Genomic DNA, 23,763 nt, shown 5'->3' on the forward strand with positions numbered 1-23,763 from the left:
GATGACGGGCCAGTCATCCCCGCTTTCTACTTGGGCTCGATCGTGCCCGCGCTGATCGCGTTCTGCTCGGTGTGTTCGTCGGCGTCGGGTATGCGCTCGGGATGCAGCATCTCGGCGTAACGCAACTGTTCCGGGATGCCGAACCCGTCGACGAGCAGTTCCGCGTACGGCCGCAACGTGCGGCAGCGTTCGTTGATGCCGCGGGTGACGGCCTTGGCTCGTTCGGTGGAGATGTAGCGGTGTTCGATGAACCAGGCCTTGTCCTCTTCGATCACCGACAGCGCGTACAAGTCGCACACCATGTTGAGGATCTTGCGGGCTTCCTCGTCCTCGCATGAGTCGATACCCGCGACGAACGCTTCCAAGATGATGCGGTCGATGTGGGCGCGGGCGCTGTGCAGCACATGGTCCTGCACGGCGTTGAACGCGTCGAACTCGCTCATCTCCTTGGACTTGCCCTGCAGCCGGCGGGCCACCGTCGAGATCATGTACTCCTCGCGGTCCTCGAACATCTGGACCTGGGTGCCCCGGTTGAAGAGGCTGCCTTCCTCCTCGTTGTCCTGCCGCGTGTCGAGGACGGTCTGCATGATCGTCTCGGCCGCAGTGCGTTTGAGCACCCGCTCGCCGGCGAAGTTCGCGGCGAACCGCACCCATTCGACCGGGCTCATGCTCTTGATGTCGTCGGCGTACGCGGTGAGCAACTCCTTGGCCACCAACTGGGTCAGCACGTGATTGTCGCCCTCGAAGGTGGTGAACACATCGGTGTCGGCTTTCAGCGCGATCAGCCGGTTCTCGGCCATATAGCCTGCGCCACCGCATGCTTCGCGGGCTTCCTGGATCGCGCGGGTGGCATGCCAGGTGTTGGCTGCTTTCAGGCCGGCCGCGCGCGCCTCCAGCTCACGCTGCTCCTCGGGATCGGGATCCTCGGCGCTCTGCAGGTCGTGGCACTTGGCCACGAGCTCGTTCTGGGCGAACTGCAGTGCATAGGACTGCGCGATCAGCGGGAGCAGTCGACGCTGATGGACCAGGTAATCCATGATCAGCACCTCGCGATCGTCGCCTGGCGCTTCGAACTGCCTGCGCTGCAACGCGTATCGAGTTGCGATGTCGAGGGCAACCCGCGCTGCGGCCGCCGCGCTGCCGCCGACGGTGACCCTTCCTCGGATCAGGGTGCCGAGCATCGTGAAGAACCGGCGGCCGGGGTTCTCGATCGGTGAGCTGTACGTGCCGTCGGCAGCCACGTCGCCGTACTTGTTGAGCAGGTTCTCGCGCGGAACCCGTACGTGGTCGAACTGGATGCGGCCGTTGTCGACGCCCGGCAGGCCACCCTTGTAGTGGCAGTCCGACGTGGTCACCCCCGGCAGGTCGTTTCCCTCCTCGTCACGGATCGGCACCACGAGGCAGTGCACGCCGTGGCCGACCCCGTCGGGCGTGATCAGTTGTGCGAAAACCGCTGCAACGCGAGCAGTTTCGGCGGCGCCGCCGATGTAGTCCTTGCGCGACGTCGGCGTGGGGGAGTCGATGATGAACTCCTCGGTGGCCGGATCGTAGGTCGCGGTGGTCTCCAGTGACTGCACGTCGCTGCCGTGCCCGGTTTCGGTCATCGCAAAGCAGCCGAGCAGCTCGAGGTCGATGATCTTCTTGACGTACTTCTCATGGTGGCGCTCGGTGCCCAGGTTTTCGATCGCGCCGCCGAACAGACCCCACTGCACACCGGCTTTGACCATCAGCGACAGGTCGGACATCGCCAGCATCTCGATCTGGGTGACCGCCGCGCCGACGTTGCCGTTGCCGCCGTGTTCCTTCTTGAACCCGTCCTCGGCCGAACCTTGCGCCGCCATGATCTTGAGCTGCTCTGCCACCTTGGTCCTGGCGATGACGGTGTTCGGGGTGTAGTGCGGGCGGAAGATCTCGTTGGACAGTTCCTCGCGCAGCCGGTTCTTCACATCGCGCCAACGGCCGTCGAGCGCATTGCGCAGATGTTCCGCAGTGGTGGTCATAACTCGACGGTAGCCTTCCGCGCGGCACCACAAACTGTGATGTCGTAAACCAAGGCGAACCTGAGTGGATCGCGGCCTTTACGACCGGAGTTGAATCGAGCCATGAGGAACTCCGACGGGCAGCGTATGCAGTGGCGTCCGCACGATTTCGACCACCGCCACAGTGATGTCAGCGGCGGTTGGCTGCGGGCGGCGACGTTCGGTGCGATGGACGGCCTGGTCTCCAACACCGCGCTGATCGCGGGTGTGGGTGCGACGGCCGCCGCGCACACCGTGGTGCTCAGCGGATTCGCCGGTCTGGCGGCGGGCGCGTTCTCGATGGCACTGGGCGAATACACCTCGGTGAAGACGGCCAACGAGCAGATCGACTCCGAAGTCGTTGTCGAGCGCCGCGCGTTCGACATGCATCCGCAGGCCGAGCGCGCCGAGCTCGCCGACGCGTTGGTACAGATGGGGATGTCGCCGCAGACTGCGGCGGTGGCCACGGAGGAGATCCACCGCGACGAGAACCGCGCGATCAACTTCCATCTGGTGCAGGAGATCGGCGTCGACCCCAGCGAGAAGCCGTCGCCGCTCATCGCGGCGGTGTCCTCGTTCGTCACGTTCGCGATCGGCGCGTTCACCCCGCTGATTCCCTACCTCCTCGGTTTCGGGAACCTGTGGCTAGGGCTGCTCTGCGGCGGGCTCGGGTTGATGGTCGCCGGTGGCGTCGCATCGCGCTTCACCAGGAAGCCGCTGTGGTTCGCATCGGCACGGCAACTGGTGTTCGGCGCCGTCGCCGTCGCCGCGACGTACGTCGTCGGGCTGCTGGTCGGCTCGGTGGTCGCGTGAGTTCCGTCGCGAACCGGGCTAGGTGTCGCTGCCGACGCCGATCGCGGTCGCCTCGCTGAGTTCGTCGAGTTCGGCCTCGTCGACGTCGATGCCGACGAGATGTGACCGGGTGAGCGCGAGGACGCCGGCGCCCAGCAGTACCGCGCCTGCGCCGACCCAGTACGGCATGTGCACGCTGACCTGCTCACCGAGCACTCCGGCCAGCCACGGCGCCAGCGCGGCGCCGGAGAACCGCACGAAGCTGTAGGCCGCCGAAGCCACGCCGCGCTCGACGGGAGCGGCCTTCATCACGGTCTCGGTGATCAGGGTGTTGTTGACGCCTATGAACAGCCCCGCCACCACCACGCACGTCGCCAGCGCCGCCTTGTTCTCGGTCGCGACGGCCATCACGATCAACGTCGCCGTCATCGCCAACAGGTTGACCAGCAGGACGGGCACGGTGCCGAACCGGCGCTGAAGCCGCGGTGCCACCACCACCGACGTGAACGCCAGCGCGACGCCCCAGCCGAAGAAGATCAGACCGATCTGGTGTGCGCTCATGTCGAGCGGAAACGGCGTGAAGGCCAGTAGGGTGAAGAACCCGAAGTTGTACAGCAGGGCAGTGATTGCCACACCAAGCAACCCGCGGTGCCGCAGCGCGCGGAACGGATCGGCCAGGGTGGTCGCACGTTCGGCGGGCGGGGTGGACGGCAGCATCACCGCGGTCACCACGAGCGCGAAAGCCATCAGCGCCGACACGCCGAAGAACGGTCCGCGCCACGAGATCGACCCGAGCACGCCCCCGACGAGAGGGCCGACCGCGATGCCCAGGCCCAGCGCCGCCTCGTAGAGGATGATGGCCTGCGCCACCGAACCGCGCGCCGAGCTGACGATGGTGGCCAGCGCGGTGGCGATGAACAGTGCGTTGCCCAGGCCCCAAAGTGCCCGCCAGCCAACGATTTCCATCACGGTGTCGGACATCCCGGCCAGGCCGGCGCCGGCGATGATGACGACCAGTCCGACCAGCAGCGTGCGTTTGGGGCCGATTCGGCTCGCCATCACACCGGTGACCAGCATGGCCACGCCCATCACCGCCATGTAGCTGGTGAACAACAGCGACACCTGGGACGGCGACGCGTCGAGGTTTTCGGCGATCGGCTTGAGGATCGGGTCGACGAGGCCGATGCCCATGAACGCGACGACGCAGGCGAAGGCAACGGCCCAGACAGCTTTGGGTTGACGCCACACGGGCGAGTACTCCTTTGGTGGTTACTTGGTGATGGTGTTGGGAGTGGCCGCGTCCGCAAGCAGTCGGCGCAGCACGCGCACCGCATCGCGCAACGTCTCCCGGTCGGCGGCGTCGAGCCGCTCCAGATAGGGATCGATCGCCGCACCGCGGTCCATCCGGACTTGTCGTAACGTGTCCACGCCCTTGGGCGTGATGCGGATCAGCACCGCCCGCGCGTCCTGCGGGTCGACGGTGCGCGACACCATGCCCGCGTCCTCGAGCCGGCGGACCTGCGTCGTCATCGTCGGCTGCGAGCAGTGGTCGAGCGCGGCCAGATCGGAGATGCGGGCCTCACCTTGGTCTTCGATCGTGGACAGCAACCGTGCCTGGGCATAGCCGAGCGGAAGGCGGACGCGCTGGGTAGCCAGGCGGTTGATCCGGGCGACCACGGACAGCAGATCGGCTCCGAGAGTCGGTGTCATGCCACCAATATACATAGTTTAGCTATGTGTTTCAAAACGACGCAGCACCCGGCCGATCACCGCACCGTGAGCGCCGTGGAATCGCCCGACTGGCAGAATCAGGTAGTGACCGCGACCGGGGGCCGAACTCGACGTAGCGGTCGCTTGCGTCCCGTCGAACTGGCGCAGGCCTCTGTCATGGCGGCGCTGTGCGCGGCCACTGCGATCATCGCGGTGGTGGTCCCGTTCGCGGCCGGGCTGTCGCTGCTGGGCACGGTGCCGATGGGCTTGCTGGCGTACCGGTACCGGCTGCGGGTACTGCTCACCGCGACCGTCGCCGGCGGCATCATCGCGTTCCTGATCGCCGGCATGGGCGGCTTCATGACCGTTGTCAATTGCGCCTACATCGGCGGCCTGACCGGCACCGTCAAGCGCCGCGGACGCGGCACGCCGACCGTGATCTTCGCCGCACTGATCGCGGGTTCGGTGTTCGGCGTGGCCGTGGTGGTCGCGCTCACCATTCTGTCGCGACTGCGTCACCTGATCTTCGAGTCGGTGACCGCCAACATCGACGGCGTTGCCGCGGTGATCGCCCGCATCCCGGAAATGGCGGGAGTCGCCGATCGACTCAAGCGCGACTTCGCGACGGCGCTGGACTATTGGCCCGTGCTGTTCTTCTTCAGCGGGGTGCTTTCCATCACGTTCGTCAGCCTCGTCGGCTGGTGGGCGCTGTCGCGGGTGATGGAGCGTCTGGCCGGCATTCCCGATGTGCACAAGCTCGAGTCCTCGAGCGATACCGGCGTGATCGCCCCGGTGCCCACCCATCTGCGCGACGTGCGGTTCCGCTACCCGAGTGCCGACCTCGACGCGCTCGGCCCGGTCTCGCTGAGCGTGGAACCGGGCGAGCATCTCGCTGTGACCGGCGCCAACGGCTCCGGTAAGACGACGTTGATGCTCATGCTGGCCGGGCGGGAACCGACCGCGGGCACCATCGAGCGGCCGGGCGCCGTCGGACTGGGCCGCATCGGCGGCACGGCGGTGATCATGCAGCATCCCGAGAGTCAGGTACTGGGCACGCGGGTGTCCGACGACGTGGTCTTCGGACTACCGCCCGGCAAGACCACCGACGTGGAGCAGTTGCTCGCCGAGGTCGGCCTGAGCGGTCTGGCCGAACGCGACACCGGCGGGTTGTCCGGCGGCGAACTGCAGCGGCTCGCCGTGGCGGCGGCGCTTGCGCGCGAGCCGTCGCTGCTGATCGCCGACGAAGTCACCAGCATGGTCGACCAGCAGGGCCGCGAGGGACTGATGTCGGTGCTGTCGGGGCTCACCCGGCACCATCAGATGTCGTTGGTGCACATCACCCACTACAACGACGAGGCCGACGCCGCCGATCGTGCCGTCAACCTGACCGGAAACGGTGGCGCCGCCGACAACACCGACATGGTGGAATCCGCTGACGCGCCGGCCGCGACCGTGGCCCGGGGTGCGGGCAACGCCCCGGTGCTGGAACTGCGAGATGTCAGCCACGAGTACGGCAGCGGCACGCCGTGGGCGGCGACGGCGCTGCGCGACATCACCTTCACCGTGCACGAGGGCGACGGCGTGTTGATCCACGGACTGAACGGGTCGGGAAAGTCGACACTGGCCTGGATCATGGCCGGCCTCGTCGAGCCGACCGTGGGTGCATGCCTACTCGACGGCGCACCGGCATCCGAACAGGTTGGCGCCGTTGCGATCTCGTTCCAGGCCGCGCGGTTGCAGCTGATGCGTGCCCGGGTCGACCTCGAAATCGCGTCGGCCGCCGGGTTCTCCCCGCGTGACCGCGCCCGGGTCGCCGAGGCGCTGTCCACCGTCGGCCTGGACCCGACGATGGCAAGTCGGCGCATCGACCAGCTCAGCGGCGGACAGATGCGCCGCGTGGTCCTCGCCGGGCTGCTCGCCCGCTCGCCGCGCGCGCTCATCCTCGACGAGCCGCTGGCCGGTCTGGACGCCACCAGCCAGCGCGGGCTGCTGCGGCTGCTGGAAGACCTACGCCGCCGCGCCGGGCTGACGGTCGTCGTGATCTCCCACGACTTCGCGGGGTTGGAGGAATTGTGCCCCCGCACATTGCATCTGGCTGGTGGGGTTCTGGTGCCGGCGCCGACGACGGCGGGAGGTCGGCCATGACGACGGTGTCGACCGGACGGCGTCAGCGCAGGAGCATCGTGCTTCTGCGTCCAGTGCCGGGCAACAGCGTGGTTCACCAACTCTGGGCGGGAACCAAGCTCCTGCTGGTCGCGGCGATCGGCGTGCTGATGACCTTCTATCCGGGATGGGTGCCGATAGGCGCGGTCGCGCTACTGGTGGTGATCGCGGCATGGCTGGCCGACATTCCGCGCGGCGTGCTGCCGTCGGTGCCGCGCTGGCTGTGGATCCTGGTCTTCCTCGGCGGGTTGACGGCCACGTTCGCCGGTGGCAGCCCGGTGATCTCCATGGGCACGGTCGAAGTGGGACTCGGCGGGCTGTTGAACTTCCTGCGCATCACCGCGCTGTCGGTGGTACTGCTCGGTCTCGGCGCGATGGTGTCGTGGACGACCAACGTCGCCGAGATCGCCCCCGCCGTCGCGACATTGGGCCGGCCGCTGCGGGCGCTGCGGATACCGGTCGACGAGTGGGCGGTCGCACTGGCGCTGGCGCTACGGGCCTTCCCGATGCTGATCGACGAGTTCCGGGTGCTCTACGCGGCGCGCAGCCTGCGGCCGAAGCAGGTGCCGGTGCGCCGCCGCGGACGGTGGCGCCGATGGTGGCTGGAGGCGATCGACCTGCTCGCGACGGCTATCACCGCCGCCCTGCGGCGCGCCGACGAGATGGGTGACGCGATCACCGCGCGAGGCGGTGCCGGGCAGATCTCCGCGGCGCCGTCACGTCCGAAAACCATTGACTGGTGGGCATTTCTCATCGTCGCGGTGGTGTGCGGGGTGGCGCTTGCGCTGGAGTTGACGGTGGCCGGAACCAGCGCCGTGACGCGTTGACTCCTACCGTTGCGCGGCGGCGTCGGGCGGCTTGTCCGCGCCCTCTGCGCAAAGTCATGAAGCGAGGGCATTAACGGGTTGATCCCATGCACCTGGTGAGGGCAATCAACCCGTTAAGGGTCCGCGGGCGTACGGCCACACGGGGGGACAGTCTTTTACCGTTGCGCGGCGGCGTTCGCGGCCCGTTGAGCATCGGCCAGCGTGGTACGCACGTCGCGACGGCCGAGGAACATCTCGTCGAAGTACGGCTTGAGCGCGTCGAAACCCGCGGCGAAGCCCGCGCCGCCGGGAGCGGCGATGCGGGGACCGTCGAGCACGTGGAAGAAGGCGCTGACATCCACGCCGCGCGATCGCCAGTACTCGTCGTAGACGTGTTGCGCGGCCAGCACCGCGGGAATCGCCGCGCCGCCCGCACCGAGATACGCGTTGCCGCCGGTACTGCCCATCCAGGCCAGCACCTCACGCACCGCGTCGGGATGCTCAGTGGCCGAGTTACCGGCGGCGGCAATGCCGTTCGTCACGCTGACCCGGCCTGAGGGGCCCGCGGGCAGCATCGCGACACCCCACCGAAACCGGGCGGCATCGGCGACCGCCGCCAGGTTGTACGTGCCGGACTGGAACAGCGCCATCCTGCCCTGCAGGAACTGGTTGCGGGAGAAGTCGCCGTTGTCGTTGGTCGCCGACGCGGGCGGAGCGACGTGGTCGGTGTTGATCAGACCCACCAGGTACTCGAACGCTTTCGCGGCCTGCGGGTTGTCGAACGCAAACCGGTCGCCGACCGAAAAGACCCCGCCCGCCGAACCGATGTAGTTGAGGTAGATGTTCTGTAGATCGTTGGCGGCGTTGTAACCCCACTGCCGGATACGCTGCGGGTCGAAACCCGGTGTGTCCGCCGTGCGGCCCTCGTCGTCCAGTGTGAGGCGCGCCAGCAGCGGCCGCAGCGTGTCGGCGCCGGGATCTGGTGACCAGCGCAGCGCCCCCAGCTCGTCGGCGTCGACTCCCGCGGCGTCAAGCAGGTCGGCGTTGTAGTACACCGCGATGCCGGCGTCGGTCAGCTGCGGCACCGCCCACAGCGCGCCGTTGCGGGTGAACTGGTCGACGACCGACGGCTCCCACGCACGAAATGAGTCCTCGCCCAGGGTGTCTGCGATGTTCATCAAGCGGGCGCTGTCGGCGTATTCGGCGAAATAGGCGTTGCTGAGCCAGAAGATGTCGTCGGCGCCGCCACCGGCGACGTCGGTGCGCAGCGTGTCGAAGTACGTGGAGTAGGCGACGACGCTCACCCGCACCTCGATGTCGGGGTGCTCGCGGCCGAACTCAGCGAACGACGTGCGGTACGCGTCAGCGACCTGCTCGTCCCACAGCCGCACGGTCACCACGGTGCGCCCAGCCGAATCGCCCGACTGTCCGAGCAGCATGGCGGCCACGAGCAAGACCGCGCCCGCCACAGCCAGTCCTGCTGCGACGAGCGTCGAAAATCGCGGTCGCAGGCTCATTTCAGCCCTGTCACCACGATCGAGCGCACCATGTGACGGCCCACCGCGACGAACAGCAGCAGTAGCGGCACGATCGCCACCGTCGTCGCGGCCATCACCAACGTCCATTGGGCGTTGTACCGCGACTGCAGACCGGCCGTGGCGACCGTCAGTACCTGCCACTCGCCGCCGCTGGTGATCACCAGCGGCCACATGAAGCTGTTCCACTGCGAGACAACGGTGATCAACGCCAGCGTCGCCAGGATCGGTCGGCTCGCGGGCAGGACGACATGCACAATGACGTCGAGCGTGTTGGCGCCGTCGATGCGGGCGGCGTTGATGAGGTCGCCCGGAATGGTGCGGAAGTACTCGCGCAGCAGGAAGATCGCGTACGGCGAACCGAACATGAACGGAAGCACCAGGGCCCAGAAGGTGTTGCGCAGACCCGCCTCGGCCATCATCAGATACAGCGGGACGACGGTCACAGTCGCCGGCACCATGAGGGTCGCGACGTATACCCAGAACAATGCGTCGCGGCCGGGGAACCGCAGACGCGCGAACGCATACGCCGCCAACACGGAGAACGTCAACTGGCCGAGCAGGATGACTGCGGTCATCAGCGCGGTCACCACGAGTGCCCGGCCGAACCCGGCGTCGGCCAGGTTCGCGTAATTCTGCAGGGTCGGTGGTGACGGCAGCGACAACGGCGACTCGGTATCGAAGCGGCGTGGATCCCGCAGCGAGGTCAGCACGCCGAGCACGAACGGCGCCAACGTGATCAGCGCGCCGGCCACCAGGACGGGATAGATGACGACGGCGGACGTGACCCGGCTAGATGAGGTCATAGCTGATCCGTCGTCGGAAGTACAGGTGCTGAACGACCGTCACACCGACCAGCAGTACGAACAGCACCACCGCCATGACCGCCGCCCGTCCCACCGCCGCGGCGCCGAATGCTTCCGCGTAGATGCGGTGCGCCACCAGGTCGGTCCGATTCTGCGGACCGCCGCCCGTCAACGCGTACACGGTATCGAAAACCTGTGCTGCGCTGATGATCCCGGTCACCACGACGAAGAACAACGTCGGCCGCAGCATCGGCAGAGTGATGTGCCGGAACCGCTGCCATGCCGTCGCGCCGTCGGTGCGGGCCGCGTTGTGGACGTCCTCGGGGATGTTGAGGATGCCCGCGAGAAAGAACAGCGTCACGTAGCCCACGTTCGTCCAGACGATCACCGCCGAGACGACCGGCAACGCCAGCGTCGGATCGGTGAGCCACCCGATCTGGTGGCCGAGCAACGCGCTGACCGCGCCGTCGGTGGGGGCGAGGATCCAGCGCCACAGCACCGCGATCGCCAGCGGTGCGCAGATCCACGGCAGCACGTACAGCGTCCGGAAGAACCCGCTGCCGGGCAGCCCGCGCGCCAGTATGGCGGCCGCGGCCAATCCGAGCAGGGTTTGCACAGGAACAACCAGCGCTATGAACACAAGCGTGACCACTAACGATGTGCCGAAGGTCGGATCGGTCAGCACCGATTGCCAATTACGCAGGCCGACATACTGCATCGGGCTCAGCAGGTCCCAGCGGTGCAACGACAGCCACAGGACCACGAACATCGGCAGCTGCATGAACGCGACGACTCCGAACAGGCTCGGAGCCAGGAGTGCGTACCCGGTTGCGGTCGTGCGGCGGCGCGGTGCCATCCGAGTCATTAAAGCGGGCCGCGAGCGTCACCACTACGGTGGTGGCGTGACGGCCCCCCGACGAGTCGACGGCGACTTCCTCGACCTGCCGCGGCATGCGCTGGCCGACGCGGCGATGTCCGCGGCGTTGTCCGCCGGTGCCAGCTACGCGGATCTGCGCATCCATGCGATCACGTCGGAGATCGTGCAGTTGCGTGACAGTGAACTGCAGACGGCGGTCGTCGACCGGGAGATCGGCCTGGCGGTGCGGGTGATCGTCGACGGAACCTGGGGTTTCGCCTCGCACGCCGAGCTCAGCGCCGACGTCGCTGCCGAGACCGCGCGCCGCGCCGTGCAGGTGGCCAGGACACTGGCGCGGCTGAACGCTGAGCGCATCGAGCTGGCGCCTGAACCTGTATACGCCGACACGAGTTGGGTTTCGGACTATCGGATCGACCCGTTCAGTGTCGGCATCACCGACAAGCTGGCCGTCCTCGGCGAATACTCGGAGCGGCTGCTGGCCGCTGACGGCGTCGACCACGTCTCAGCGGGTTTGCACACCGCGAAGGAGCAGACGTTCTACGCCGACACGTTCGGCTCGACGATCACCCAGCAGCGGGTGCGGGTGCAGCCGTCGCTGGAGGCGGTCGCCGTCGACGCTGCGGCAGGGACGTTCGAGACGATGCGCACGTTGGCGCCACCCACTGCGCGGGGTTGGGAGTACGTGGTCGGCGACGACGTGTGGAACTGGACCGACGAACTGGCCGCGCTTCCGACGTCGCTGGCTGAAAAAGTCAAGGCGCCCTCCGTCACCGCGGGCCCGACGGACCTTGTCATCGACCCGTCGAATCTGTGGCTGACGATTCACGAATCCGTAGGCCACGCCACCGAATACGACAGAGCGATCGGTTACGAGGCGGCATACGCGGGCACGTCGTTCGCCACGCCCGACAAACTCGGCAGCATGCGCTACGGCTCGCCGGTGATGAACGTGACCGCCGACCGGACCGTCGAATACGGCCTGGCGACTGTCGGTTTCGATGACGAAGGGGTGCAGGCGCAGAAGTGGGATCTGGTGCGCGACGGCATTTTCGTCGGCTATCAATTGGATCGAGTGTTCGCACCGCGGCTCGGCGTGGGGCGGTCCAACGGCTGCGCGTACGCCGACTCGCCGCATCACGTGCCGATCCAGCGGATGCCCAACGTCTCGCTGGAGCCGGCCGCCGACGATGTGAGCACAGATGACCTCATCGCCCGCGTGGATGACGGCATCTACATCGTCGGCGACAAGAGCTGGTCGATCGACATGCAGCGCTACAACTTTCAGTTCACCGGTCAGCGGTTCTTCCGAATCCGCGACGGTCGGCTCGACGGCCAGTTGCGCGACGTGGCGTACCAGGCCACGACGACGGACTTCTGGGGATCGCTGGAGGCGGTCGGCGGGCCGTCGACGTGGCGGCTCGGCGGGGCATTCAACTGCGGCAAGGCGCAGCCGGGTCAGGTGGCCGCGGTGAGCCACGGCTGCCCGTCGGCGTTGTTCCGCGGGGTGAACGTGCTCAACACGCGGACTGAGGCAGGGCGGTAGGCGATGATCGGCGCGCAGAAGGTGGTGGAGACCGTGCTGGCCGAGGCCGACCGGCTGGGCGGAGCGGACGAGACGATCGTGTTGGTGACCGACCGCGCCGACGCATCGTTGCGGTGGGCGGGCAACTCGATGACCACCAACGGGGAGTCGACGAGTCGCTACACGACGGTGATCTCGGTGGTGCGCAACGGTAGCGAGTCGCATGTCGGCTCCGTGCGCTCCAGCGAGGTGGATCCGATGACGATCGCGGCGCTGGTGGCGGCGTCGCAGGAGGCCGCGCGTTCGGCGCCCGAGGCCCGCGACAGCGCACCGGTGCTGGCGAGCGATGACGCGCCACCCGATTGGGACGCGCCTGTGCCGAGCACCGGCGCGGAGGTGTTCTTGCCGGTGGCGGACGGACTGGCCCGCGGGTTCCGCGGCCGCGACCGGTTGTACGGGTATGCGCGGCACATGCTCGAGACGACGTTCGTGGCGACCTCGGGTGGGCTGCGACGGCGCTACACGCAGCCGACGGGTTCGGTGGAGATCAACGCCAAGCGGGACGGCGCCAGCGCCTGGGTGGGCGTCAGCACCGCTGATTTCACCAATGTGCCAACGGATTCCATGCTCGAAGAACTGTCGATGCGATTGGGGTGGGCGCAGCGGACGGTCGAGTTGCCGGCCGGGCGCTACGAGACGATCCTGCCGCCGTCGGCGGTGGCCGACCTGATGATCTACCTGACGTGGGCGATGGACGGCCGGGGTGCGCAGGAGGGCCGTACCGCGTTCTCTGCGCCGGGTGGCGGTACGCGGGTGGGGGAGAGGCTCACCCAATTGCCGCTGACGTTGTACTCCGATCCGTTCGCCGATGGGCTGGCCTGTACGCCGTTCGTCGCGACGCCGGTGTCCTCGGAACGGGTTTCGGTCTTCGACAACGGAATGGACATCAACCGGGTGGACTGGATCCGCGACGGCGCCATCAATGCGTTGGCGTACGCACGGGCGGCGGCCGCGGAGTTCGACACGACCCCGGCGGTGCCGGCGGACAACCTGCTGATGACCGGAGGGCAGGCCGAGCTGGCCGACATGATTGCGGGCACCGAGCGGGGACTGCTGCTGAGCACGCTGTGGTACATCCGCACGGTCGACCCGTCGGTGCTGCTGCTGACTGGGCTCACTCGCGACGGCGTCTACCTGGTCGAGGACGGCGAGGTGACGGGTGCGGTCAACAATTTCCGGTTCAACGAGAGCCCGCTCGACCTGTTGCGTCGGACGACGGAGGCGGGCGTCAGCGAGGTCACGTTGCCGCGGGAGTGGGGCGACTGGGCGACGCGGGCGGCGATGCCGACGCTGCGGATTCCCGACTTTCACATGTCGTCGGTCAGTCAGGCGCAATAATCCCTGGGTGGGCGCTGATGAGTTGACCGACCGGATCGCCGGATTGGTCGCGATGTCGTCGGGCGATTCCCGACGGGACACGCTGATCCGGCTGACGTGCGGGAGGGCCTTGTCGTTGCCGCCGTTGCCAGTGGAGGTCGACGTTGTCGACGACACCACTGAGGCCGATCGGGTGGTGGCGGCGTTCGCCGAGCAGTTCGCGATCGACGTGTCGGGACTCGGCGACAATCAGCGCAAGCGGATGCTGGAGACGTTGAGCGACAAGGCCTTCCGGACCGTCGCGGCGATCTTCATCGCCGATTTCGTGCCGCGGGTGTGGGCGGGATGTGAGGCGCTGGGTCTGGGTCGGCCCGCTGACTACAGCGTCGTCGAGTGGGACCACGAGTCGGATCCCGTCGATGCGCTGCTCAACGGATTCGCGCCGGCGGTGGCGCGGCTGGGGGCGCTCGATCCGGTAACGACCGAGATCGTCCGGTTGCGCGGGGCGACGCAGCACAACTGTCGGCTGTGCAAATCGTTGCGCGAGGGCAACGCGTTGGACTCGGGCGGGTCGGAGGAGTTGTACGAGCAGATCGAGCGGTACGAATCGGCCGAGGGCCTCAGCGACGCGCACAAGGCGGCGCTGCGATACGTCGACGCGTTGATCTGGTCGCCGGCACGCATCGAGGCGGAGGTGGCCGCGGGCGTACGTCGGCACTTCTCGGAGCAGCAGGCGTGGGAGTTGACGCTGGACGTCATGCGCAACGCGACCAACAAGATCGCCGTGTCGCTGGCCGCCGACGCGCCGCGGGTCGCCGATGGCACGGAGCGGTACCTGATCGGTGCCGACGGGCAGCCGGTGTACGCCGACATCGCGTGAGGCCTGCGCAGGAGCAGTGTCGTGAGTGACCAGATATCGCTGTGAGGTGGGCACGAGGCGATATGCGACCATGGTGCCGCGCATTGCGCCGGGGCGGTAGCTCAGTTGGTTAGAGCCGCGGACTCATAATCCGTAGGTCGCGGGTTCAAGTCCCGCCCGCCCCACCCTAAATGGTGGTGTATTACGTCGGCTGAGGCTTGACGTTTTTACTTCGGTTGATGGCTGACAGCGTTTCGGCTGATGCTTGTCAGTTGCTTCGGTTGATCCTTGACATACCGATTAGTAGGCGATTCAACGGTTACTGCGGCTGCTGCTGAGTAAGTGATGTGACATCTATACTCATGGTATGAGTAAGCGGCTGCAAGTCCTGCTGGATGCAGACGAGTGGGATCAGCTCCAGGCGATCGCGCGACGGCATCACACGACCGTCTCGGAGTGGGTCCGTCGCACGCTGCGTGAGGCGCGGGAGCGAGAGCCGGTGGGCGACCTCCAGACCAAGCTGAGCGTCATTCGCGCCGCGGCACGCCATGAGTTCCCGACCGCTGACATCGAGCAAATGCTCGACGAAATGGAGCGCGGACACGAGGAGCTTCCGGGAACCGCCCAGTGATTCTGGTTGACTCGAACATCCCGATGTATTTGGTCGGTGCTGCCCATCCCCACAAGCTCGATGCCCAACGCCTTTTGGAATCAGCCCTCTCCGCCGGTCAGCGGCTCGTCGCCGATGTGGAGGTGCTACAGGAGATCTGCCATCGCTACGTGGCCGTCAACAGACGCGAGGCGATACAGCCGGCCTTCGACGCAGTGCTTGGCGTGGTCGACGATGTCCTGTCGATCTCGCGGCCCGACGTCGAGCACGCCAAGGACATCGTGCTGCGCTACCAAAAGCTTTCTGCAAGAGACGCCTTGCATATCGCCGTGATGGCGCGCCACGGCATCACCGACATCATGAGCTTCGACCGCGGCTTCGACACCTATCCGGGCATCACCCGCCTCGAATAGACCGCGCCGTCACCGCTCGGCCGCAAAAATCGGCTACGGGTACTCCACGCGGGGAAACTGTATGGTCTCGGCCTCTTCCTCCGCCTCACGCCGTAGCTTGACTTCGCCCGCCCGGGCCTCGGCGGCCAAGGCTCGGGCTTCGGCGGCCTTGGCTTGCGCCCACAACTCGGTTGCACGGCTACGCGCTTCGACCGCTTCCGCTCGCATGCGCGCTTCTGGCCCCAGCGGCGGCAGACTGGGCTCGGCGAGCATGTTCGCGGCGGCGCTACGCGGTTCATGGCTGCGCACGTGCGCCTGGTGCTCGGCCTCTTCCTGCTGGGTCGCGCAGGCTTCAACGACGATCAAAGCCAGGCTGGCCAGCACCAGCAGCGGCACGAATACGTACGGGTAAATGGCTACCCCGGCCAAGCCGAGGACCGTCATCGGCACCGCGACCACGCCGACCGCCCACGGATACCGCTCGACGAATCCGAGAACCTTGGCCCGCATCGCGACCGCCCGCGCGGCCCACAAGCGAAGATCCGGTCTGCTGGTGACCTTCTTCCAAGACCCCACGATCCCATCCCTTCGCGGAGGCGCTGATGTTTCCATTGTGACCGACGGCGCGGCGCCGGGATAGGTGCGACGCGCGTTAGTCGACCGAATCGGTCAGTTGCCGTCTGCGGGCCACAGCAGTGAGTGCCTGACTTCACTGCCTTCGAAACGGAATTCGTGGGCAGGACGTCTCAGCGGCTCGATGGTGCCGTCCGCGTGCGCGACAACCCCGCCACCAGCGGGAATTCCGAGCCCCGAGGCGGCTCCCTCCAGCAGGTGAACGGTGCGCGACAGCCGCGCCCACTCGGCTCGCTCGTCGTGTGTGTCGATGACCATGGGGACGAGCTTGAACACATCGAGCACCGTGGTCACAGCGTTGCGGGACGTCTCGACAGGTCCGCAATGCCCGAGCTGGACCGCGCCGGCTGAAATGCCCACCAGCACGGCCCCTTGGGCGTATCGGTCCAGGATCACGTCCTTCATACCCGTCTGCTCGAACGTGTCCCAGCCACGACGCACGTCGCCGCCGGCGAGGACGATCAGCTGGGCGCGGTCCAGGAACGCGCGGTCGTCGGGGCCGAACGACGAATCGATCATGCGGCGGTCGGCGATTCCGACCGAATCCACCGCCGCCTCGAAGATTTCGTAGTACTCCGGGCGGTCCCCGTTCGAGGCACCGATGTAGGCCGCGCTGACTGGTGTGTCGCAAACCAAACCGTCGAGGGCCGCATCAAGGAGCAGTCGGTCCTGTCGCTTCCAGAACAGCAGTTGACTGTCCGCCAGCAGATAAAGCGGTTGGAACTGAGCCGCCGTCTGAGCCGTCATCGAGTCGGCCGCAGTACGACCACCCCGGGCACGTCGCGCAGATAGTCCTGCAACGGGGTGTCGACGACCTTCTCATCGGCGCTCAGGGACGAGGCGTTCCGCACCACGGGCCCATCCGGCGTGTCGATGAATATGCCCACATGCGTGACGTCGAGGCCGCCGTCTTCGGCATACGCCCCGATGTAGTCGCCGGTCCGCAGTTGGCTCAGCACGCCGCCGTCGACCTGTGCACTCGGAATGTAGGACACGGTTCGCGGCACGACGGGCAACCCGGGCAGGTACAGCCCGCCGCTATCCTTTTCGTTCAGGTTCTTCTGTACCGCAACGGCGTTGGGGCTCAGGCTCATCGTGATGTCGGTGGCGATCGCGTGCGTGCCCGCGGCCCAGTCGGTGAAGAAGTGTTTGCGGTTCGGGAAGCTCACGACGCCGTCGCGGTACCGGACCTCGACCAGTGCGGCGATGAACTCATCGCGGTTTCCCGCCCGCTTCAGCGCCTCGACGTAATCGGCATACGTGAAACAGTCGACGCTGGACAGTTCGACCACGAGCTTTTCGGGCTCGCTCGCGGAACCGACGAGAGTGTCTGCGCCATAAGGCGTGTCGAGGAACAGCCGGGAAATCGTGTCGGACATCTCGGTCGGGGGTGCGCCGGCCGCACCGTTCCTGACGGTCAGCAGCCTCTCGAGTATCTGCGCGCTCTGTTCGGAGATCTGCACATCAGGCGACGACTTCGCCGACGACGCAAGGTAAGTCGCGACGGGTATCGGGGAGGTCTCGGAATAGCCGACCGGTAGATGCACATCACCGGCCGTCGACAGGTAGTACACCTCCCACCGGTGATAGCCGGCGAAGGCGGCGGGATCGGCGGCGAGAACCGCGGCGTAGTCGCTGACCGCCCGCACGTAGTTGTTCGAGTTGTTGTACCGGTACAGCGCGTAATCGCGGTCGCTGGCGAACCCGTTGGCGGCGAGGTAGCGACCGGCCGCCATGATGCTGTCGCGCGGCGAGAGAATGTCCCCGCCGGCGCCGTAGGCGGCGAATGTCGAGGGCATGAACTGCATCGGGCCCTGAGCGCCCGCGGCGCTCACTCCTGCCACCCGCCCGAATGCGGTCTCGATGAGGTGGATCGCCGCCAAGAAGTTCCAGCCGACGCCGAACTCGGATTCGGCCTGGCGGTAGTAGTCCATCAGTTCGGCGGCGGGTGTGGGCGGGACGATCCGCCACGCAGGCAACGTGTCCTTCGGTCGGCTCATCACACCGAGTTCTCGACGCGCGTTGACGTTGTGGTCGTAGATCTGCAGGAGCTCCGGCGGGATTCGCGGGCGCACGATCGGATCCCACTCGGGATGCCGACCCAGCGCACGGTATGCCGCTTGCTGGCGATGCGCCGCCGCGGTCATCAGCGCCGCGGAGGACGACGGGTCGCGCAGCGCGCGTTCGTCGGCGACCAGATCGTCGGCCATGCGCGCTGGGTCCGACGCGAGTTCGCGAGACGGGATCTCGGGCGCGGGCGGCGGTGCGGGAGCAGTGGTCGCCGACGCGCCGGTGGTGGGCGACGGCGCGTCCGATCCCGCGGCGCAGCCGACGAGAGCGAACACCGTCGCGACGGCGAGCGCCCCGACGCGCCGAAATGCCGAGATCTCCGACATGGTCCTCCTACCCCCGTTAGCGTGGCGCCGTGTCCAGATCGGGCCGATCCGCTGGACCGGACGATACCCGGCCGGGATAGAGAAACGTCGGGAGGCGAACATGGCGTGGGATTTCAGCACCGACCCCGATTTTCAAGAAAAGCTGGACTGGGTCAAGCAGTTCTGCGAGGAAAAGGTCGAGCCACTGGACCACGTGTTTCCTTACGCGGTGCGATCACCCGATCCGGCGGTCAAGGCCTACGTGCGCGAGCTCCAGCAGGAGGTCAGGGATCAGGGCCTGTGGGCGATCTTCCTCGACAAGGACCTTGGCGGGCCGGGCTTCGGCCAGCTCAAGCTCGGCCTGCTCAACGAAATCATCGGCCGCTACGCCAGCGCCCCGCACATGTTCGGGGCATCGGCGCCGGACACCGGAAACATGGAAATGCTGGCCGCATACGGCACCGACGAACAGAAAGAACGGTGGCTCAAGCCGCTGCTGAATCAGGACATGTTCTCGGCGTACTCGATGACCGAGCCGCAGGGTGGCAGCGACCCTAACCTGTTCAAGACCCACGCCGTCCGAGACGGCGACGAATGGGTGATCAACGGTGAGAAGTGGTTCACCTCGGCAGGCCGCGTCGCCGACATCTTGTTTGTGATGTGTACCAACGGCATGTTCGTCGTTCCGCGCAAGACGCCCGGCGTCGAGATCATGCCCGAGCCGCGCAACCACAACCACATCGTCTACCGCGACGTGCGGGTGCCGCTCGACCATCTCCTCGGCCCGGAGAACGGCGCAAAGGTGTTGGCGCAGCGCCGACTCGGCGGCGGGCGCATCCACCACGCCATGCGCACGATCGCGCAGTGCAAGCTGGCCTTCGACATGATGTGCGAGCGCGCGCTGAGCCGCGAATCGCACGGCAAGGTCATCGCCGAACACCAGATGGTGCAGGAGAAGATCGCCGAGTCCTACGCGATGATCAAGATGCTGCGCCTGTTCGTGCTGGAGACGGCGTGGAAGATCGACAACACCTCCACGCAGGAGGCCCGCACCGAGATCGCCGCCGTCAAGTTCACGATGGCCAAGGTGCTGCGGGAGGTGTCGTTCAACGCGCTGCACATCCTCGGGTCGCTCGGTACCACCGATCTCACTCCGATCCAGGCGATGTACGCCGGCGCCCCGACGATGGGCATCGCCGACGGCGTCGACGAGGTGCACAAGGCCACGGTCGCGCGGCGCGTGCTGCGCGACTATCAGCCGCATGACGGCGATTTCCCGACCGAATTCCTGCCCTACAAGCGGGAGCAGGCGCGCCAAAAGATGAAGCCCGTGCTCGACGCCAGACCGGAATTGGCGGCCGCCGCCGAGGCGTACCAGAAGTATCTGTCGCAGCGCCGCTGAGCTTCGCGCCTACTGTGAAGGCATGAGGTTCGCCATCGCCCTAATCGGCGTGATTGTCGCGTTGTTCGGCCTGCTGTTCACACTCCAAGGATTCGGTGTGGTCGGCGGCAGCCCGATGAGCAACACCACCACCTGGTCGATCCTCGGACCGATCATCGCGCTGATCGGCGTCGCGCTCGCGGTCGGTGGTCTTCGCCGCCGCAGGCCTTAGCTCGCAAGCCTGTCAGCCGGGTCCGACACCCGACTCACGCACCGCCTCTCTGAGGCCCACAGGCACCACAGGCCACACCGCTAGCACCTTTAACTTCTGTTCGCTACGGTCGCCCGAGCGTCGACCGTCGACCTGTAACGCCTGGGTCCTTTCAGCGATGAATCTTCTGAGACCGGAGCGTCGGGGGCGCCGCAGGCGAACCTCCAGTTGCCCAAAATTCGTAGCGTCGGGGGAGCGGCGGATGAACGCCGCCCATGAGAAGGGAGTCGATGCACGATGGGTGCACCGCTGGATGATTTCCACAGGCGAGGCATCGCCGCGCTGGCGTCGGGGGTGGTGATCTCCCTGACCGCGCTGACCGCTGGTGTCGCTCCCGCCATTGCAAAGCCGGACTCCGACGACGTCGTGACGACGGTCGCGCCGGAACCGAAGGTGAGTGCTCCCGAGCCCGAGGTGACGGCCGAAAAGCCGGCGCGCGAGCCCGTCGTGCCCGAAGCGCCGCAGACGCACGACGCACCGCAGCCGCAGGAGCCGCAGACGCAGGATCCGGTCGTCGTGGAACCGGAGCCGGCACCCGAACCCAAGCCGGCACCCGAACCCAAGCCGGCACCCGAACCCGAGCCGGAACCGGCGCCCGAGCCGGAGCCGGAGCCCCAAACGGCGGCCCCGCCGACGACCACCGCGGCGGCGCCGACTGGCGAACCCACCGAGCCGAGCGCCGAGCCGTCGACGACCGTCGAGCGGGCTCCGGCGACGTCGGCCGCACCGACCACCACCGGCGTTGCTCCGGCGACCGCGCCCGAAGCCAGCGAGTCGGCTGATCCGTCCACGACGTCCACATCGGCCGCGCTCGTTCCGGCTACGGACAGCGCGGCACCGACGTCGACTGACCGCTCCGAGACGCCGACCAGCGGATCGGAGGCCATCGCCACCGAGCAGGACGGCGAGCAGTCCGAAACTCCGACGGTGTCCATCGAGCAGGCCGCCAAGGAAATCGAACTGCTGGCCCCGGAGACGCTCGAGGCTCCGGCCGAAAACATCCAGCTCGCCAAGAAATCCGAACCGATCTTCGAGCCGGAGCCCGCCGCGGCACCCGAGGAGGACGTCAACGCGTTCAAGCAGTCGGTAGACCTGACCCTGGGCCTGAACGGCCTTGAAGCCAGCACCAGCGCGAAGGTCGAGTTGGAGGCCAAGCGCGACCGCGACTTCGAGTTGGTCAGCAATGTGCGCCAGTGGCGGCCGGACTGGATCGAGTACGACCAGTACTACCGGCCGGTGCTGATGAACCCGTTCCGGGCACCGGTGCGCATCGTCTACGTCTACGACATGCGGCCCCGCATCGTGTACATCCCGCCGCTGTCACGGCTCGTGATCGAAGCGGCTCAGTTCGCGGCCTACAGCTTCACGGCGGCGGTGCTCAGCCCGATCAACATGGCGGCCAACTTCGCGCGGGCGGCGACCAACATCGCGGTCGGCAGCTTCTTCGGCGGTGGCTACTTCCCGGGCGTCGGGCTGCCGTTGCCGCCGCCTCCGCCACCGGTGCTGCGCTACGACAACGTGCCGGTTTTGGTGAACTACTCCAACGCTCGGTACGAGCCGTTCCGGGTACGCCAGATCGTCGACGTCGGTGAGGACCCCGTCTACGGTGGCCGCAAGGTGCTGCTCGACGGGGCGACGCCGGCCTGGGGCGAGTGGACCCAGACGGCAAGCGGGGAACGCCAATTCGAGGTGCACAGGACGCAGCAGTTCCCCGGTTTGAGTGAACCGGCCGAGGGCCCGCTGCCCGGCGACTACCGGCTTCGACTCGCTTCGGACGAGGCGGCGACCGGCGGCCTCACCGGCCGGGACATCTTCCTGATGGTGTCGGCCGGCGTGATCGGCACGCTGGGCTTCGGCGCGATCGGTCTGGCGTTCTTCCTCGGACGTCGGCGGCCGGAGCACTGAGCACGAAGACGGTGCACAGGCGTCAACGAGCGGGCATGATGGAGTGATGCCCGAGGTGCGTGTTGGGCCCCTGCTCCGCCACGTCGGCGAAACGGACGCGACCGTCTGGGTCGAGACGGATGTGCGTTGTCGTGTCGAGGTTCTCGGTAACTCCGCCAACACCTTTGAGGTCGAGGGCCACCATTTCGCGATCGTCTGCGTGGCGGGCCTGGACCCGGACCGCGAACACCCCTACGAGGTCCATCTCGACGGCGCAAAGGCGTGGCCGCCCGACGACTACGAGTTCCCGCAGCCGCGCATCCGGCTGATGCCGCGCGACGGCTCCCTGCGGCTGTTGTTCGGGTCGTGCCGCTGTTCGGCGCCGCACCGTCCGCCCTACACCTATCAACACTGGTGGCATCCCAAGGGCAAGGGCATCGACGTGTTGCGCACCTACGGCATGCGGATGCTGCGGCAGCCGTCGGCGCTGTGGCCCGACGCGCTGCTGATGATGGGCGACCAGCTCTACGCCGATCAGGTCAACGACACGATCCGGGACCTCGTCGCCGAGCGCGAGGTACACGCCAACGGGCCGGTCGAGGTGCTCGAGGACTTCGAGGAGTACTGCATCGGCTACTGGGACGCCTGGAGCGACCCGGTGGTGCGGTGGATGCTGTCCACGCTGCCGACGTCGATGATGTTCGACGACCACGAGATCAACGACAAGTGGAACACCTCGCAGGCGTGGCTGGAGGAGAAGCGCAAGACCGACTGGTACGAGACCCGGATCATCGGCGGGTTGATGGCCTATTGGATCTACCAGCATCTGGGCAACATGTCGCCTCAGGAGCTCGCCGACGACGACACGTTCCAGCAGGTCCTGGCCAGCCGTGACGGCACCGAGCCGATCAGGCTGCTCGCCAAACGGGCCGAAAGCGACGAGGGCGCTTCACGATTCAGCATGTGCCGCGATCTCGGCTCGTCGCGGCTCATCGTCGCCGACTCGCGTACCGGCAGACAACTGCAACCGGGCCGGCGCCGCATCATGACCGACGAGGAATGGGAGTGGATCACGGCCAAGGTCGACGGCGACTACGACCACCTGCTGTTCGCGAGCTCGCTGCCGATCCTGTTGCCCTACGGCATGCATCACATCGAGGGCTGGACCGAAGCGGTCACCGACGGCGCCTGGGGCCGACGGCTCACCGGGCTCGGCGAGAAGGTGCGCATCGCGGCGAACCTCGACCACTGGGCCTGCTTCCAGTACAGCTTCCGGCGGTTCGAGGAGCTGGTGATCGACGTCGCCACCGGCAAACGGGGCGAGGCTCCGCAGTCGATGGTCATGTTCGGCGGCGACGTCCACCACTGCTGGGTGTCGGAGATCGAGCTACCGCAGGACGCGCCGAACGCGTTGACCAAGGTGTGGCAGGTGGTGTGCTCGGGGCTGCGCAAGGAGCCGTCGGCGGTGGAGCGAATGGTGTTGCGGCTCGGCCATACTCGGGCGGCGGAGGCGGTCGGCAAGCTGTTGGTCAAGACCACGGACGTGGGCATGCCGCGGCTGCGGTGGCGGCCGGTCACGATGCCGCACTTCCGTAATCAGGTCGGCACGCTGGAGATCGCCGGCGGCGAGATGGGCGTGCGGATCGAAAAGATCAGCGGCGGCTGGCGTAAACCGCGCCTCACCACGGTGATCGAGCACAAACTGCTCTGATCGTGATTTCGGTGCGCTACCGATCGCTCAGCGACTGTTAA

The 23,763-nt window shown here is 67.1% G+C and carries 21 protein-coding genes, 1 tRNA gene and 1 pseudogene; 13 read left to right on the forward strand and 10 right to left on the reverse strand.

Annotated elements, in window-relative coordinates; translation table 11 throughout:
* Positions 1-26 precede the first annotated feature (26 nt).
* Complete coding sequence (locus G6N18_RS01345; protein WP_083001207.1) at positions 27-2,000, reverse strand: acyl-CoA dehydrogenase family protein; 1,974 nt, start codon at positions 1,998-2,000, stop codon at positions 27-29.
* Positions 2,001-2,102: 102 nt separating this feature from the next.
* Between G6N18_RS01345 and G6N18_RS01350 the strand changes: the two genes are divergently transcribed.
* The gene (locus G6N18_RS01350; protein ID WP_083001205.1) at positions 2,103-2,831 is read left to right on the forward strand and encodes a VIT1/CCC1 transporter family protein; all 729 of its coding nucleotides are present in this window, start codon (positions 2,103-2,105) and stop codon (positions 2,829-2,831) included.
* An 18-nt stretch (positions 2,832-2,849) separates the two neighbouring features.
* Here G6N18_RS01350 and G6N18_RS01355 read toward each other — a convergent pair whose 3' ends face one another.
* Both G6N18_RS01355 and G6N18_RS01360 read right to left on the reverse strand, forming a co-directional pair.
* A complete protein-coding gene (locus G6N18_RS01355; RefSeq protein WP_067225738.1) occupies positions 2,850-4,058 on the reverse strand; it encodes an MFS transporter in 1,209 nt (402 codons plus the stop codon).
* Between the two features lie 21 nt (positions 4,059-4,079).
* Positions 4,080-4,520 carry a MarR family winged helix-turn-helix transcriptional regulator gene (locus G6N18_RS01360; protein WP_083001203.1) on the reverse strand — a complete coding sequence of 147 codons (441 nt, stop codon included), beginning with the start codon at positions 4,518-4,520 and terminating at the stop codon, positions 4,080-4,082.
* A gap of 105 nt (positions 4,521-4,625) precedes the next feature.
* On the opposite strand from G6N18_RS01360, the gene G6N18_RS01365 reads away from it, so the two are divergent.
* Both G6N18_RS01365 and G6N18_RS01370 read left to right on the forward strand, forming a co-directional pair.
* Positions 4,626-6,665, forward strand: coding sequence for an ABC transporter ATP-binding protein (locus G6N18_RS01365; protein WP_083001385.1), 2,040 nt, complete (start codon positions 4,626-4,628; stop codon positions 6,663-6,665).
* A complete protein-coding gene (locus G6N18_RS01370; RefSeq protein WP_083001202.1) occupies positions 6,662-7,510 on the forward strand; it encodes a CbiQ family ECF transporter T component in 849 nt (282 codons plus the stop codon). The genes G6N18_RS01365 and G6N18_RS01370 overlap by 4 nt, the downstream gene beginning before the upstream one ends.
* Positions 7,511-7,665: 155 nt before the next feature.
* On the opposite strand, the gene G6N18_RS01375 is transcribed toward G6N18_RS01370, so the two are convergent.
* From G6N18_RS01375 to G6N18_RS01385, 3 genes are read right to left on the reverse strand one after another with little or no spacing between them, the layout of a single operon-like run.
* Positions 7,666-9,006: an ABC transporter substrate-binding protein gene (locus tag G6N18_RS01375; RefSeq protein WP_083001200.1), complete on the reverse strand. Its 1,341-nt coding sequence runs from the start codon at positions 9,004-9,006 to the stop codon at positions 7,666-7,668.
* Positions 9,003-9,830: a carbohydrate ABC transporter permease gene (locus tag G6N18_RS01380; RefSeq protein WP_083001198.1), complete on the reverse strand. Its 828-nt coding sequence runs from the start codon at positions 9,828-9,830 to the stop codon at positions 9,003-9,005. Before G6N18_RS01380 ends, G6N18_RS01375 begins: the two co-directional genes overlap by 4 nt.
* Positions 9,817-10,695, reverse strand: a complete 879-nt coding sequence (locus G6N18_RS01385; RefSeq protein ID WP_109749408.1) for a carbohydrate ABC transporter permease — start codon at positions 10,693-10,695, stop codon at positions 9,817-9,819. Before G6N18_RS01385 ends, G6N18_RS01380 begins: the two co-directional genes overlap by 14 nt.
* A 37-nt stretch (positions 10,696-10,732) precedes the next feature.
* On the opposite strand from G6N18_RS01385, the gene G6N18_RS01390 reads away from it, so the two are divergent.
* From G6N18_RS01390 to G6N18_RS01415, 6 genes are all read left to right on the forward strand, one after another.
* The gene (locus tag G6N18_RS01390) at positions 10,733-12,250 is read left to right on the forward strand and encodes a TldD/PmbA family protein (protein WP_083001194.1); all 1,518 of its coding nucleotides are present in this window, start codon (positions 10,733-10,735) and stop codon (positions 12,248-12,250) included.
* A gap of 3 nt (positions 12,251-12,253) precedes the next feature.
* Positions 12,254-13,627 (forward strand): metallopeptidase TldD-related protein, encoded by a 1,374-nt coding sequence (locus G6N18_RS01395; RefSeq protein ID WP_083001192.1) that lies wholly within the window; start codon positions 12,254-12,256, stop codon positions 13,625-13,627.
* Positions 13,628-13,679: 52 nt separating this feature from the next.
* Positions 13,680-14,486 carry a carboxymuconolactone decarboxylase family protein gene (locus G6N18_RS01400; RefSeq protein ID WP_083001383.1) on the forward strand — a complete coding sequence of 269 codons (807 nt, stop codon included), beginning with the start codon at positions 13,680-13,682 and terminating at the stop codon, positions 14,484-14,486.
* A gap of 90 nt (positions 14,487-14,576) precedes the next feature.
* A tRNA-Ile gene (locus G6N18_RS01405) sits at positions 14,577-14,650 on the forward strand.
* Between the two features lie 182 nt (positions 14,651-14,832).
* On the forward strand, positions 14,833-15,096 hold the full coding sequence (locus G6N18_RS01410; protein WP_083001190.1) for an antitoxin: 264 nt from the start codon (positions 14,833-14,835) through the stop codon (positions 15,094-15,096).
* A complete protein-coding gene (locus G6N18_RS01415; RefSeq protein ID WP_083001189.1) occupies positions 15,093-15,488 on the forward strand; it encodes a type II toxin-antitoxin system VapC family toxin in 396 nt (131 codons plus the stop codon). The genes G6N18_RS01410 and G6N18_RS01415 overlap by 4 nt, the downstream gene beginning before the upstream one ends.
* Before the next feature lie 33 nt (positions 15,489-15,521).
* Here the strand turns inward: G6N18_RS01415 and G6N18_RS01420 are convergent, their stop codons facing one another.
* From G6N18_RS01420 to G6N18_RS24455, 4 genes and pseudogenes are all read right to left on the reverse strand, one after another.
* On the reverse strand, positions 15,522-16,043 hold the full coding sequence (locus G6N18_RS01420; RefSeq protein ID WP_133052450.1) for a hypothetical protein: 522 nt from the start codon (positions 16,041-16,043) through the stop codon (positions 15,522-15,524).
* 93 nt (positions 16,044-16,136) lie between these two features.
* Positions 16,137-16,847, reverse strand: a complete 711-nt coding sequence (locus G6N18_RS01425) for a Type 1 glutamine amidotransferase-like domain-containing protein (RefSeq protein ID WP_083001186.1) — start codon at positions 16,845-16,847, stop codon at positions 16,137-16,139.
* Positions 16,844-17,479: a DUF1460 domain-containing protein gene (locus G6N18_RS24450; protein WP_234806136.1), complete on the reverse strand. Its 636-nt coding sequence runs from the start codon at positions 17,477-17,479 to the stop codon at positions 16,844-16,846. The genes G6N18_RS01425 and G6N18_RS24450 overlap by 4 nt, the downstream gene beginning before the upstream one ends.
* A 105-nt stretch (positions 17,480-17,584) precedes the next feature.
* Positions 17,585-18,496: pseudogene (locus G6N18_RS24455) on the reverse strand (lytic murein transglycosylase); the annotation flags it as partial.
* A 100-nt stretch (positions 18,497-18,596) separates the two neighbouring features.
* On the opposite strand from G6N18_RS24455, the gene G6N18_RS01435 reads away from it, so the two are divergent.
* The 4 genes from G6N18_RS01435 to G6N18_RS01450 all read left to right on the forward strand — a co-directional run bounded on the left by G6N18_RS01435 (position 18,597) and on the right by G6N18_RS01450 (position 23,722).
* Positions 18,597-19,877: an acyl-CoA dehydrogenase family protein gene (locus tag G6N18_RS01435; RefSeq protein ID WP_083001381.1), complete on the forward strand. Its 1,281-nt coding sequence runs from the start codon at positions 18,597-18,599 to the stop codon at positions 19,875-19,877.
* A gap of 22 nt (positions 19,878-19,899) precedes the next feature.
* Complete coding sequence (locus G6N18_RS01440) at positions 19,900-20,088, forward strand: hypothetical protein (RefSeq protein ID WP_067225712.1); 189 nt, start codon at positions 19,900-19,902, stop codon at positions 20,086-20,088.
* 276 nt (positions 20,089-20,364) lie between these two features.
* Entirely contained in the window at positions 20,365-22,032 is a 1,668-nt protein-coding gene (locus G6N18_RS01445; RefSeq protein WP_083001182.1) for a hypothetical protein, read from the forward strand.
* A 46-nt stretch (positions 22,033-22,078) separates the two neighbouring features.
* Positions 22,079-23,722 carry a DUF7800 domain-containing protein gene (locus G6N18_RS01450; protein ID WP_067225708.1) on the forward strand — a complete coding sequence of 548 codons (1,644 nt, stop codon included), beginning with the start codon at positions 22,079-22,081 and terminating at the stop codon, positions 23,720-23,722.
* The last annotated feature ends 41 nt before the right edge of the window (positions 23,723-23,763 follow it).

Source organism: Mycolicibacterium celeriflavum, from assembly GCF_010731795.1.
Lineage (GTDB): Bacteria > Actinomycetota > Actinomycetes > Mycobacteriales > Mycobacteriaceae > Mycobacterium > Mycobacterium celeriflavum.